Genomic DNA, 12,552 nt, shown 5'->3' with positions numbered 1-12,552 from the left:
TGCTCAGCGGGCCAGCAGCCAGGTGAGCAGCGCCTTCTGAGCGTGCAGCCGGTTCTCGGCCTCGTCCCAGATGACACTGGTCGGGCCGTCGATGACGTCGGCCGTGACCTCGTACCCGCGGTCGGCAGGGAGGCAGTGCAGGAAGATCGCGTCGTCGTCGGCCTGGGCCATCAACGCCTGGTCGACCTTGAACGATCCGAAGACGGCGACTCGTTCGTCTTTCTCGTCTTCCTTGCCCATCGAGACCCAGGTGTCGGTCACGACGACGTCGACTCCTGCGACGGCCTCGGTCGCGTCGGTGGTGACCAGGACGGAGCCGCCTGTCCGCGCGGCGATCGCCTCGGCGTCGGTGACGACGGTCGGGTCGGGCAGGAAGCCCTCGGGGGCGCCGATGCGGACGTGCATGCCCGCGGTCGCGCAGGCCAGCAGGTACGACTGGCCCATGTTGCAGCGTCCGTCACCGACGAACGCCACCGAGAGCCCGGCGAGCGTGCCCTTCTTCTCGCGGATGGTCTGCAGGTCGGCGAGCAGCTGGCACGGGTGGAAGTCGTCACTCAGGGCGTTGACGACGGGCACGGTCGTGCCGGCCGCCATCTCTTCGAGGCCGGACTGCGCGTAGGTGCGCCAGACGATGGCGGACACCATGCGCTCGAGGACGCGCGCCGTGTCGGACGGGGTCTCCTTGCCGCCCAGCTGGCTGTTCGCCGTGGCGATGATCAACGGGCTGCCGCCGAGGTCGGCGATGCCGACCGCGAACGACACCCGGGTACGCGTCGACGACTTGTCGAAGATGACGGCGACGGTCTGCGGACCGGCCAGCGGCCGCTGCGACCAGCGGTCGCGCTTGAGCTCGTCGGCGAGGTCGAGCACCTCGAGCTGCTCGGCCGTGGTCAGGTCGTCGTCCCGGAGGAAGTGGCGGGTCATTCGAGGCCTTTCAGGACGGTGGTCATGATCTGGGTGAACTCGGCGATCTCGTCGTCGCCGACGATCAGAGGAGGCGCGAGGCGGATGCTCGAGTCGTTCGGCGCGTTGACGATGAGGCCGGCTTCGAGGGCGTCGGCGGCGACCCGGGCCGCGACGGGCTGCGCCAGCCCCAGGCCGATGAGGAGGCCGTTGCCCCGGACCTCGCGGACGAGGGGCGAACCGATGGATGCGATAGCCGCACGCAGCTGGTCGCCGCGGACGATCGCGTTGAGCACGAGCTGGCTGGCCTCGATCTCGCCGAGCACGGCGTTGGCCGCGGCGGTGGCGAGCGGGTTGCCGCCGAAGGTGCTGCCGTGCTGCCCGGCCTCGAACAGGTCGGACGTGTCGCCGAAGGTGATGAGCGCACCGATCGGGACTCCCCCGGCGATGCCCTTGGCGACGGTGATGGCGTCGGGGACGATGTCGTGCTGCTGGAAGGCGAACCACGAGCCGGTCCGACCGATGCCGGTCTGGATCTCGTCGAGGATCAGAAGGGCCCCGTGCTTCGTGGTGAGTTCGCGGGCGCGCTCGAGGTAGCCGTCGGGCAGGTCGACGACGCCGGCCTCACCCTTGATCGGCTCGACGAACAGGGCGGCCACCGTACCGTCGAGGGCCGCCTCGAGGGCCTCGACGGTCGTGTCGATGTGCTCGACCCCGGGCATCATCGGCTCGAACGGCTCACGCAGCGCCGGCTTGCCGGTCAGCGCGAGCGAGCCCATGGTGCGGCCGTGGAACGAGTTCTGCAGGGCGAGGATGCGGGTGCGTGAGCCGTCACCCCGGTTGAGTCGAGCCAGTTTGACCGCGGCCTCGTTGGCCTCGGCTCCGCTGTTGCCGAAGTAGACGCGCCCACGCTCGCCGGCGCCGCTGATGCGGGTCAGCCTTTCGGCGAGCTCGACCTGCGGGGCCGTCGCGAAGTAGTTGGAGACGTGGATCAGCTTGCTCGCCTGCTCGGTGAGCGCCTCGACGAGCACCGGGTGGGCGTGCCCGAGGGCGTTCACGGCGATGCCCGCCAGGAAGTCGAGGTAGCGCTTGCCGTCGACGTCCCAGACCTGGCAGCCCTCGCCGCGGTCGAGCATCACCTTCGGAGTGGACAGCGAGCGCATCATCGAGTCGCCGAATCGGCGCTGCCAGGTACCGCCTTGGGTCTGGATCATGGTCACGACTGTCCTTTCGTGTCGGTGCCGCTCGCGGCAGGGCCACCCGGGGCGGTGCCCCCGGTGGTGACGATCTCGCCGGCGGGGGTGCCGAACGAGGTGACGACGGGGGCGCCGGTCGACGCCGCCCGGTCGTCGGGGACCACCTCGGTGCCCGACCCGCGCTGGGTGAACACCTCGAGGAGGATCGAGTGCGGGATGCGACCGTCGATGATGGTCGCCCCGCCCACGCCGCCCACGACCGAGTCGAGGCAGGCGCGCATCTTGGGGATCATGCCCGACTCGAGGGTCGGGAGCATGTCGGTGAGGGCCGAGACCGTGATGGCCTCGACGAGCGAGTCGCGGTTCGGCCAGTCGGCGTAGAGCCCCGCCACGTCGGTCAGGACGACGAGCTTGGCCGCCCCGAGGGCGATCGCCAGCGCACCCGCGGCGGCGTCGGCGTTGACGTTGAGGGCGTGCTCGGGGTCGATGGTGTTCGTCGCGATGGACGACACCACGGGGATGCGCCCCGCCTCGATCTCGGCCAGCACCGACGACGGGTCGACGCCGGTCACGTCGCCCACGTGGCCCAGGTCGAAGGTCTCGCCGTCGACCACCACACCGCGCTTGCGCCCCTCGAACAAGGTCGAGCCCTCGCCCGAGACACCGCGGGCCAGGTCGCCGTGCTCGTTGATCAGCTCGACGATCTCGCGGTTGACCTCGCCGGCCAGGACGTCGCGCACGACCGAGATCGCCTCGGTCGACGTGTAGCGGTAGCCGCCCCGGAACTCACTCTCGATGCCGGCCGCGTCGAGGGCGGCCGAGATCTGCGGCCCCCCGCCGTGGACGACCACTGGGTGCAAACCGGCGTAGCGCAGGTAGACCATGTCCTCGGCGAACGCCTGCTTGAGAGCGTCGTCGACCATGGCGTTGCCGCCGAACTTGACGACGACGACCTTGCCCGAGAAGCGTTTCAGCCAGGGCAGCGACTCGATCAGCGTCGAGGCCTTGACCGCGGCCAGCTCTTGCTCGTCGGCCGCCGTGGCGCCGGTGCTCGTGTGGACGCCCATCAGCTGGAGTACGCGCTGTTCTCGTGCACGTAGTCGTGCGTGAGGTCGTTCGTCAAGATGGTCGCCTCGGCCGGGCCCGTCTTCAGGTCGACGAGCACGTGGACCGCTCGCGGGGTCAGGTCGACCTCGTCGCTCGGCCGATCGGGTGCCCCGGCGTGGCAGACGCGGACGCCGTTGATGGTCACGTCGACGTCGTACGGGTCGAACTCGGCCGACGTGGTGCCGATGGCCGCGAGCACGCGACCCCAGTTGGGATCGTTGCCGAAGACGGCCGCTTTGAACAGGTTGTTGCGCGCGATCGAACGACCCACCTCGACGGCGTCGCCGTCGGACGCCGCCCCCACGATCTCGATGCGGATGTCGTGCGAGGCGCCCTCGGCATCGGCCTGCAGCTGCTCGGCGAGGTCGGCGCAGAGCGCCGTGACCGTCGCCGCGAAGACGTCGGCAGGAGGCGCGACACCGGACTCGGCGCTGGCCAGCAACACGACGGTGTCGTTGGTCGACATGCAGCCGTCCGAGTCGAGACGGTCGAAGGTGACCCTGGTCGCCTCGCGGAGCGCGGAGTCGAGACCCGACGCGTCGACGTCGGCGTCCGTCGTGAGCACCACGAGCATCGTGGCGAGGCCGGGAGCGAGCATGCCGGCGCCCTTCGCCATGCCGCCGACCACCCAGCCGTCACCCGCCACCACGGCCTGCTTGGGTCTGGTGTCGGTCGTCATGATGGCCGTGGCGGCGTCGAGGCCGCCGTCGGCCGACAGGGCAGAGGCCGCCGCGGTGGAGCCACTGAGCACCTTGTCACGGAAGATCTGGTCGCCGACTCCGATGAGGCCCGTGGAGCACACGAGGACGTCCGTCGCCGACAGCTCGAGGGCGGCGGCCACGGTCTCGGCCGTGGAGTGGGTCGTCTGGAAGCCGAAGGCTCCTGTGAAGCAGTTCGCGCCTCCGGAATTGAGGACGACGGCGTCCACGCGACCGTCGGCGACCACCTGCTGCGACCACAGGACGGGGTTCGCCTTGGCCCGGTTGCTGGTGAAGACGGCGGCCGCGGCCGTGCTGCGACCCCGGTTGACGACCAGGGCGACGTCGGGCGCACCCGAACTCTTGAGGCCGGCGACGACGCCGGAGGCCTCGAAACCGGCTGCTGCGGTGACGCTCACGGGGCGACTCCGTTCTGGCCGAGGCCGGTGGTCTCGGGCAGGCCGAGGGCGATGTTGGCGGACTGGACGGCGGCCCCGGCCGTGCCCTTGACGAGGTTGTCGAGGGCCGTGACCACGACGACGCGGTCTGCGGCCTCGTCGACGGCGAGTCCGATCAGGACGGTGTTGGCCCCGATCGTGTCGGCCGTGCGGGGGAACTCGCCGTCGGGCAGGAGGTGCACGAAAGGCTCGTTCGCATAGGCCTGCTGCCAGGCCGATCGCACGTCGTGGGCGGTGACGCCCGGCGCGAGACGAGCGGTCGTCGTGGCGAGGATGCCGCGCGCCATCGGGACGAGCACCGGGGTGAACGAGACGTTCACCTCGGTGGCACCGGCCACGCGGAGGTTCTGCCGGATCTCGGGGATGTGTCGGTGACTACCGCCCACGCCGTAGGCCGACGCCGACCCCATGAGCTCGCTCGCCAGCAGATGCGTCTTCAGCGCCTTGCCCGCCCCGGACGGGCCCACGGCCAGGACGGTCACGATGTCGGCGGTCTCGACGACACCCGCCTGCACGCCGGGTGCCAGGCCCAGGGTGACCGCGGTGACGTTGCAGCCGGGAACCGCGATGCGCTTGGCACCTGCCAGGACGTCGCGCTGGCGGCCCGGGGTGTCGCCGAGGACGAGCTCGGGCAGTCCGTACGACCACGCTCCGTAGAACTCGCCACCGTAGAACGCCTGCCAGGCGGACTCGTCGGTCAATCGGTGGTCGGCACCGCAGTCGACGACGAGCGTGTCGTCGGGCAGCTGGGCGGTGATCGCCCCCGACTTGCCGTGGGGCAGCGCGAGGAACACGACGTCGTGGCCCGCGAGGGCCTCGGGCGTGGTCTCGACCAGGGTCAGGTGCGCCAGGGAGCGCAGGTGCGGCTGCACCGATAGGAGTCGCTGACCGGCGTTCTGGAACGCGGTGACGGTCTGCACCTCGAAGTCGGGATGCTCGGCCAGCAAGCGCAGGAGCTCACCACCGGCGTAACCACTCGCGCCGGCCACGGCAACGGAGAAAGGCATGCGTCCACCCTAATGTTCGAATTCGGCCTGGGATCAGGGGCGGCGGCGCCGGGCGAGTGTCAGTCGCGGAGCGCCGCCCCGAATCGCTCGCCGGCCAGGCGGACGGAGCCGGACTTGGCCTCGGAGGCCTCGGCCGCGGTGAGGGTGCGGTCGTCGGCCCGGAAGCGAAGGGCGAAGGTGAGCGACTTCGACGCGTCGGGCAGCCCGGCACCTCGGTAGTCGTCGACCAGCCGGGCCGTCTCGAGCAGGGCGCCCGCGCCCTCGCGCACGGTGGCGAGCACGTCGCCCGCGGGGACGTCGACGCCCACCACGAGGGACAGGTCTTGTGTGGCCGCGGGGTAGGACGACAGGGCCGAGGTGCCCGGTTCGACGACGGCGAGGGCGATCAGACGGTCGAGATCGAGTTCGGCCACGGCGACCACCCGGGGCAGGTCGAGCTCGGCTGCCACGCTCGGCAGCAGTTCGCCCGCGACGCCCACGACCTCGTCACCGACGAGCACCTCGGCCGTGCGGCCGGGGTGCAGCGACACGTGACGGGCCTGACGGAAGGTGACTTCGGCGGCGACGGCGGACGCGGCGACGCGCACGGCGTCGAGCACGTCGGCGAGGGACGCCGGCACGGCGGATTGCCCCGGGGCGCGGTCGACGACCGTGCCGACGGAGAGCAGACCCAGGTGTCGTGGCTGGGGCGGCAGGGCCTCGGCGAGGGCGGCCAGGGTCGCGTCGTCGGGGCGGGCGGCCCCGAAGGGGACGTCGTCACTGCCGTAGGTGACGCCTTCGGCAGGCAGGAAGACCGTGCCCACCTCGAAGACCGAGAGGTCGACGAGACCACGACCGAGGTTGCGGCGGGCGACCTCGAGCAGGCCCGGCACCAATGACCGGCGCAACTCGGGCGCTGCCGAGTCGAGGGGGTTCGCGAGTCGGACGGCGGGCAACGAGGTGCCGTCGGCCGAGCCGAAGGCGGCGTTCTGGGCCGACGAGACGAACGGATACGCGGCGACCTCGGTGGAGCCGGCCGCGGCGAGCCCGTTCGACACCTGCCGGCGCAGCTGCTGCTCACGCGACAGCCCGCGACCGGCCGGGGCGACGGGTAGCACCGAGGGGATGCGGTCGTAACCCGTGATGCGGGCGACCTCTTCGACGAGCGACGCGGAGTCGACCAGATCGCTGCGCCAGGTCGGCGGGGTCACGAGCCAGTCGTGACCGGACCGCTCGACGCTCGCCCCGATGGCCGTGAGAGCACCGGAGACCTCGTCGTCGGTGTAGTCGACGCCCATGAGGCGCGCAGCGCGGTCGGCCGGCAAGGTGATCGTGTCGGGAGGGGTGGACGCGTCCCACCGTGACCCGAACGTGTCGGCCGTGCCACCGGCGAGCTCGACGAGCAGGTCGACCACGCGCTGGGCGGCCGCTTCGGCCACCTGCGGGTCGACACCGCGCTCGAAGCGCTTGGACGCCTCGCTCGGCAGCTTGTGACGGCGGGCGGTCCGCGCGATCGACGTGGGGTCGAAGGTCGCGGCCTCGACGAGGACGTCGGTCGTGGTCGCACCGATCTCGGTCGAGGCGCCGCCCATGACGCCGGCCAGGCCGACGGCACCCGACTCGTCGGCGATCACGAGGTCCTCGGCGTGCAGGTCGCGGACCTGGCCGTCGAGGGTCTCGAGGCGCTCACCCGGAGCCGCCCGGCGGACCGAGAGACCGCCGCTGACCTTGTCGAGGTCGTAGCCGTGGATCGGTTGACCGAGCTCGAACATGACGTAGTTGGTGACGTCGACCGGCAGCGAGATGCTGCGGACCCCCGCCAGCCGCAAACGGGACGCGAGCCACGGAGGGGTGGGACGGGTCGCGTCGATGCCGCGGACCACCTTCGTGGTGAAGGTCTGGACGCCGACGCGGCCGCGCACGGGCGCCTGATCGTCCACGACGACCGAGAAACCCGAGCACGGCGTCGGAGAGACGAGCGACGCGGGGTCGCGGAAGGATGCCCCCGTGGCGTGCGAATATTCGCGGGCCACCCCCCGGATGCTGAAGGCGTAGCCCCGGTCGGGCGTGACGTTGATCTCGACCGCCGCCTCGTCGAGACCCAACAGCGCGATCGCGTCGGTGCCGACCTCGGGGTCGAGACCCAGGGACGAGAGGACGAGGATGCCGTCGTGCTCGTCGCCGAGGCCGAGCTCGCGTGTCGAGGCGATCATGCCGTCGGAGACGTGCCCGTAGGTCTTACGCGCAGCGATCGGGAACGGCCCGGGCAGCACCGCACCGGGTAGGGACACGACGACCTTGTCGCCGACGGCGAAGTTGTGGGCGCCGCAGACGATGCCGCGGACGTCGTCCGGGTCGGTGGCCGCGTTCGGACCTACGGCGACCTGGCACCAGTTGATCGTCTTGCCGTTCTTCTGCGGCTCGGGCGTGAAGTCGAGCACCTGACCGACCACGAGGGGCCCGGTCACGTCACCGACATGCACGTCTTCTTCTTCGAAACCGACCGACACGAGGGCGGCGTGGACGCTCTCGAGCGACACGTCGCCCGGCAACTCGACGAACTCGCCGAGCCAACTCAGCGGAACCCGCATCAGACCACCATCCCGAACTGCTCGCTGAACCTGACGTCGCCCTCGACCATGTCGCGCATGTCGTTGAGGTCGTTGCGGAACTGCAGGGTTCGCTCGATGCCCATGCCGAAGGCGAAACCCTGGTAGCGCTCGGGGTCGATGCCCGCCGCGCGCAACACATTGGGGTTGACCATGCCGCAGCCGCCCCACTCGACCCACCGCGCGCCTCCCTTGGCGTTCGGCTGCCAGACGTCCATCTCGGCACTGGGCTCGGTGAAGGGGAAGTAGTTGGGGCGCAGGCGGATCTGCGCCTCGGCGCCGAACATCGAGCGCGCGAGGTGCTCGAGCGTGCCGCGCAGGTGCGCCATCGTCAGGCCCTCGTCGACGGCGATGCCCTCGAGCTGGGTGAACACGGGCGTGTGCGTGGCGTCGAGCTCGTCGGTGCGGAACACGCGGCCGACAGCGACGTTGTAGACCGGGAGCTCTTTCGACAGCAGCGTGCGGATCTGCACGGGCGACGTGTGCGTGCGGAGAACCAGGTGGCGGTCGACGGGGTCGACGAAGAACGTGTCCTGCATGGCGCGCGCCGGGTGGTCGGCGTCGAAGTTCAGGGCGTCGAAGTTGAACCACTCGTGCTCGAGCTCGGGGCCCTCGTTGACCTCCCACCCCATGCCGACGAACAGGTCGGCCATCCGCTCTTGCAGCAGCGTCAGGGGGTGGCGGGCCCCGGCGCGACGACGCGACGGCAGGGCCGTGACGTCGACGGTCTCGGCCTCGAGCCGGGCGGCCTCTTCGAGCACGGCCAGCTCTGCCTCGCGCGTGGCGACGGCTTGGCCGACGCGACCCCGGGCCTGGCCGACGAGCTTGCCCGCCGCGGCCTTCTGGTCGTTCGGCAGGTCGCGCAGACCGGCGTTCAGGCGGGCCAGCACCGACGCCTCGCCGACGTGCTGCGCACGGGCGGTCTTGAGCTCGGCGACGGTGGCGGCCGTGGCGATCGCCGCGAGAGCGGCGTCGACCGCCGACGCGACGGCGTCTTCGGAGAGGGGGACGGAGTCTGACACGAGAACCAAGCTTAGCGATCGTTGGGAGGCGACCCGCGCCTCCTGGTCGAGGTCGACGAGGAGGCGCGGGCCGGGGACGAGAGGACGGACCGGGTCAGGTCGCGCGGCCCGACACGTGGTCGGACTCGAAGCGACCGCCGCGACCGGCCATGCCCGGGTCCTTCGGGGTACCACGGCGCTTGGCGACGACCGCTCGCCGACCCGTGCGTCGGTCGACGACGCGGACGACCCACGAGAGCAGGAGGTTCGTCGCGAGGTAGACGACGAGCACGACGGCGAAGAGGGTGAAGGTGTAGCGGCTTCCGTAGTACGACCCGAGCTGGTTGAGACCCACTCGGGTGAGTTCGAGGTAGCCCACGATGTAGCCGAGTGACGTGTCCTTCAGCAGGACGACGAGCTGCGCCAGGATGATCGGCAGCATCTGACGGAACGCCTGCGGGAACTCGATGGCGAACCGCGTGCGGATCGGCGTGAGCCCGATCGCCAGCCCTGCCTCGCGCTGTCCCTTGGGCAACGAGGCGATGCCCGCCCTCAGGGCCTCGCCGATGAGCGCACCGTTGTAGACCGCCAGGGCGGCGACGACGGCCCAGAACGCGCCGGTCGAGAAGACCAGCAGGATGAACAGCATCATCAGCAGGACGGGCATGCCCCGGAAGAACTCGAGGACGATCGTCGTGGGCACGCGGACGAACGCCGAGCGAGCCGTGCGGAGGAACGAGAACAGGATGCCGATCACGACCGCGAGGACCGACGCGAGCGCTGCGGCCTGGACGGTCCCGAGCCAGCCGCGGCCGATGGCGCGCCACAGGGCCAGGTCTTGCAGGATGTCCCAGCGGGAAGAGTCGAAGACGCCAGGTGTCTCGGCACCGTTCGCGCTGATGCGAGGCCGACCGAGGAGGTACACGAGGTAGGCGATCAGGGCCAGGACGAGCACGACGCCGACCACCGAGATGATCCGCGACGTGCGGCGGGCCTTCGGCCCCGGGGCGTCGTAGAGGACGGAGGTGCTCATCGGAGGACTGCGACCTTCTTCTCGACCACGGCCGCGAGACGGCCGAGCGTGATGGTGACGACCAGGTAGAAGAACGCCACGGCGAGCAGCGTCGTGATGACGGCGTCACCTCGGTCGTTGGCGATGTACCGGCCGGCGGCGAAGAGCTCGGCGACGAAGAAGCCGCCCGCCACCGAGGTGTTCTTGGTGAGGGCGATGAAGACGTTGATCAGCGGTGGCACGACCATGCGCATGGCCTGCGGGAGGATCACGTGGCCGAGCGTCTGGCCGAAGCCGAGCCCGATGCTCCGTGCCGCCTCGGCCTGCCCGACCGGGACGCCGTTGATGCCCGACCGGATGGCCTCGGCCACGAACGGCGAGGTGTAGGCCGTCAGCCCGATGACGGCCAACGGGAAGTACGTGCCGAAGTCGACACCGAGGTACGGCAGGACGAAGGCGCAGAAGAAGAGCACGAGTGTGAGCGGGATGTTGCGCAGCGCCTCGGTGTAGACCGTCGCGAACGTGCGGAACGAGGCCACAGGCGAGATGCGCAGGGCGGCCACGAAGAAGCCGATCACGAGGGCCCCGAGGCCCGAGAGAACGAGCAGCTGCAGCGTCGTGACGAAGCCGCCCCAGAAGCGGGGCCAGTTGTCGGTCACGGCGTCGAAGCCGGGGATGACGTCCAAGGGGTTCAACGGGGTCCTTCGGTCGGGGCAGGACACGGGCACCCGGGGCTGGCCGCCCCGGGTGCCCGCGCGGTGTCAGTAGCGGTCGATCGTGGGGGGCGTCGGGGTGTCGAGCACCTTGCCCGCGGTCTTCTCCCACAGCTCGTCCCAGGTGCCGTCGTCCTCGGCCTCCTGCAACGTGTCGTTGACGAACATCCGGAAGTCGGTGTCGTCGAGGGCCAGGCCGATGCCGTAGGGCTCTTCGGTGAAGGGCTCGCCCACGACCTCGAACTCGCCCTCGTTCTGGTCGGCGAGCCCGGCCAGGATGACGTTGTCGGTCGTCACGGCCGAGACCGCACCGGTGCGGAGGGGCTCGAGGCAGTTCGAGTACGTGTCGGTGGCGAGGATGTCGGTCGTGTACTCGGCCACGTTCTTCTCGCTGGTCGAGCCGCTGACGGTGCAGACCTTCTTGCCGGCCAGGTCGTCGGCGGACTCGATGCCCTCGGGGTTGCCGTCGAGCACGAGCAGGTCTTGACCTGCCGTGTAGTACGGACCGGCGAACGAGACGACCTTCTTGCGATCGTCGTTGATCGTGTAGGTCGCGATGACGAGGTCGACCTGGCCGTTCTGGATGAACGGCTCGCGGTTGGCCGAGACGGTCTCGACCCACGTGATCTTGTCGGCCTCGATGCCGAGCTTCGCGGCGACGAGCTTGCCGATCTCGGCGTCGAAGCCCTCGGGCACGCCGTCGGGGTTGGCCAGGCCGAACAACGGCTGGTCGAACTTGGTGCCGATGGTGATCTCACCGGCGTCGGCGAGGCGGGCCATGGTGCTGCCTTCGGCGAAGTCGGCGGGCGTCTCGACGTCGACGGCCGGGGCCGACGAGTCGGTGCAGGCCGAGAGGCCGAGGACCACGGCGGCTGCTGCGGCTACGGCGACGAATCCCTTGCTGAGTCGCATTCTGATCTCCTTGCTGGGTGACCCGGACGCCGGGCGGCGATCGGGTGTCGTGGGCCGGCGGTCAGGGTGCCGGGCGCGGGTCGCGGACTCGGCCGCGCCCGCTCAGTGCGTCAGGATCTTGGCGAGGAAGTCCTGGGCGCGGGTCGACTGCGGGTTCGTGAAGAACTGCTCGGGCGTCGCTTCTTCGACGATCTGACCGTCGGCCATGAAGACGACACGGTCGGCGGCCTTGCGGGCGAACCCCATCTCGTGGGTGACGACGATCATCGTCATGCCGTCCTTCGCGAGCTGCACCATGACGTCGAGGACCTCGGTGATCATCTCGGGGTCGAGCGCGCTGGTGGGCTCGTCGAGGAGCATCACCTTGGGGTCCATCGCCAGCGCCCGGGCGATCGCGACGCGCTGCTGCTGCCCACCCGAGAGCTGCGACGGCATCTTGTCGGCCTGGTTCGCGACGCCGACGCGCTCGAGCAGCTGCATCGCCCGCTCCCGCGCCTCGGCCTTGCTGCGCTTGCGCACCTTGAGCTGACCCAGCATGACGTTCTCGAGGATCGTCTTGTGCGAGAACAGGTTGAAGCTCTGGAACACCATGCCGACGTCGGCACGCAGACGGGCGAGCGCCGCACCCTCTTCGGGCAGACGCGTGCCGTCGATCGTGATGACGCCGTCGTCGATGGTCTCGAGGCGGTTGATCGCCCGGCAGAGGGTCGACTTGCCCGAACCGCTCGGGCCGATCACGACGACCACCTCGCCCTTGCCCACCGTCGTCGTGATGTCCTTGAGGACGTGCAGGTCACCGAAGTGCTTGTTGACGTGGTCGACCACGACGAGGGGTTCCATGCGCCCACACAAACAGACCCCCAGGTCGGGGTCAAATTCACAGTCGATTCTTAATGAAAACGAAACGACGTGTTCGGACGCGACGTACCCGTGGGAGCCGACCCGCGCCTCCTGCTG

At 70.2% G+C, this 12,552-nt stretch carries 11 protein-coding genes; all 11 read right to left on the bottom strand.

Annotation, left to right across the window (positions count from 1 at the left end; all coding sequences use genetic code 11):
* Positions 1-3: 3 nt before the first annotated feature.
* Positions 4-924, bottom strand: a complete 921-nt coding sequence (argF, locus tag AC1MBW_RS12660; protein WP_054147262.1) for an ornithine carbamoyltransferase — start codon at positions 922-924, stop codon at positions 4-6.
* Entirely contained in the window at positions 921-2,117 is a 1,197-nt protein-coding gene (locus AC1MBW_RS12655) for an acetylornithine transaminase (RefSeq protein ID WP_480024686.1), read from the bottom strand. Before AC1MBW_RS12655 ends, argF begins: the two co-directional genes overlap by 4 nt.
* A gap of 2 nt (positions 2,118-2,119) precedes the next feature.
* Positions 2,120-3,166, bottom strand: coding sequence for an acetylglutamate kinase (argB, locus tag AC1MBW_RS12650; RefSeq protein WP_082383599.1), 1,047 nt, complete (start codon positions 3,164-3,166; stop codon positions 2,120-2,122).
* Positions 3,166-4,323 carry a bifunctional glutamate N-acetyltransferase/amino-acid acetyltransferase ArgJ gene (gene argJ / locus AC1MBW_RS12645; protein WP_480024685.1) on the bottom strand — a complete coding sequence of 386 codons (1,158 nt, stop codon included), beginning with the start codon at positions 4,321-4,323 and terminating at the stop codon, positions 3,166-3,168. The genes argB and argJ overlap by 1 nt, the downstream gene beginning before the upstream one ends.
* Positions 4,320-5,369 carry an N-acetyl-gamma-glutamyl-phosphate reductase gene (gene argC, locus AC1MBW_RS12640; protein ID WP_480024684.1) on the bottom strand — a complete coding sequence of 350 codons (1,050 nt, stop codon included), beginning with the start codon at positions 5,367-5,369 and terminating at the stop codon, positions 4,320-4,322. The genes argJ and argC overlap by 4 nt, the downstream gene beginning before the upstream one ends.
* A 59-nt stretch (positions 5,370-5,428) precedes the next feature.
* The gene (pheT, locus tag AC1MBW_RS12635) at positions 5,429-7,939 is read right to left on the bottom strand and encodes a phenylalanine--tRNA ligase subunit beta (RefSeq protein WP_480024683.1); all 2,511 of its coding nucleotides are present in this window, start codon (positions 7,937-7,939) and stop codon (positions 5,429-5,431) included.
* On the bottom strand, positions 7,939-8,979 hold the full coding sequence (pheS, locus tag AC1MBW_RS12630; protein WP_480024682.1) for a phenylalanine--tRNA ligase subunit alpha: 1,041 nt from the start codon (positions 8,977-8,979) through the stop codon (positions 7,939-7,941). Before pheS ends, pheT begins: the two co-directional genes overlap by 1 nt.
* Before the next feature lie 94 nt (positions 8,980-9,073).
* Complete coding sequence (locus AC1MBW_RS12625) at positions 9,074-9,991, bottom strand: amino acid ABC transporter permease (RefSeq protein WP_054147256.1); 918 nt, start codon at positions 9,989-9,991, stop codon at positions 9,074-9,076.
* Positions 9,988-10,656 (bottom strand): amino acid ABC transporter permease, encoded by a 669-nt coding sequence (locus AC1MBW_RS12620; RefSeq protein WP_071257339.1) that lies wholly within the window; start codon positions 10,654-10,656, stop codon positions 9,988-9,990. Before AC1MBW_RS12620 ends, AC1MBW_RS12625 begins: the two co-directional genes overlap by 4 nt.
* Positions 10,657-10,731: 75 nt before the next feature.
* On the bottom strand, positions 10,732-11,595 hold the full coding sequence (locus tag AC1MBW_RS12615; RefSeq protein WP_480024681.1) for a glutamate ABC transporter substrate-binding protein: 864 nt from the start codon (positions 11,593-11,595) through the stop codon (positions 10,732-10,734).
* Positions 11,596-11,697: 102 nt separating this feature from the next.
* Positions 11,698-12,435, bottom strand: coding sequence for an amino acid ABC transporter ATP-binding protein (locus tag AC1MBW_RS12610; RefSeq protein ID WP_054147253.1), 738 nt, complete (start codon positions 12,433-12,435; stop codon positions 11,698-11,700).
* Positions 12,436-12,552 lie beyond the last annotated feature (117 nt).

The organism is Frigoribacterium sp. AP1, from assembly GCF_056680555.1.
Note: the sequence above shows the minus strand (reverse complement) of the source record. Positions and strands in the feature narration are given on the sequence as shown.

Excerpts from the sequence above, each read along its gene's own strand:
- argC (WP_480024684.1), bottom strand. The coding sequence starts at position 5,369 with ATGCCTTTCTCCGTTGCCGTGGCCGGCGCGAGTGGTTACGCCGGTGGT.
- pheT (WP_480024683.1), bottom strand. The coding sequence starts at position 7,939 with ATGCGGGTTCCGCTGAGTTGGCTCGGCGAGTTCGTCGAGTTGCCGGGC.
- AC1MBW_RS12655 (WP_480024686.1), bottom strand. The coding sequence starts at position 2,117 with ATGATCCAGACCCAAGGCGGTACCTGGCAGCGCCGATTCGGCGACTCG.
- AC1MBW_RS12615 (WP_480024681.1), bottom strand. The coding sequence starts at position 11,595 with ATGCGACTCAGCAAGGGATTCGTCGCCGTAGCCGCAGCAGCCGCCGTG.
- AC1MBW_RS12625 (WP_054147256.1), bottom strand. The coding sequence starts at position 9,991 with ATGAGCACCTCCGTCCTCTACGACGCCCCGGGGCCGAAGGCCCGCCGC.
- AC1MBW_RS12610 (WP_054147253.1), bottom strand. The coding sequence starts at position 12,435 with ATGGAACCCCTCGTCGTGGTCGACCACGTCAACAAGCACTTCGGTGAC.
- argF (WP_054147262.1), bottom strand. The coding sequence starts at position 924 with ATGACCCGCCACTTCCTCCGGGACGACGACCTGACCACGGCCGAGCAG.
- argB (WP_082383599.1), bottom strand. The coding sequence starts at position 3,166 with ATGGGCGTCCACACGAGCACCGGCGCCACGGCGGCCGACGAGCAAGAG.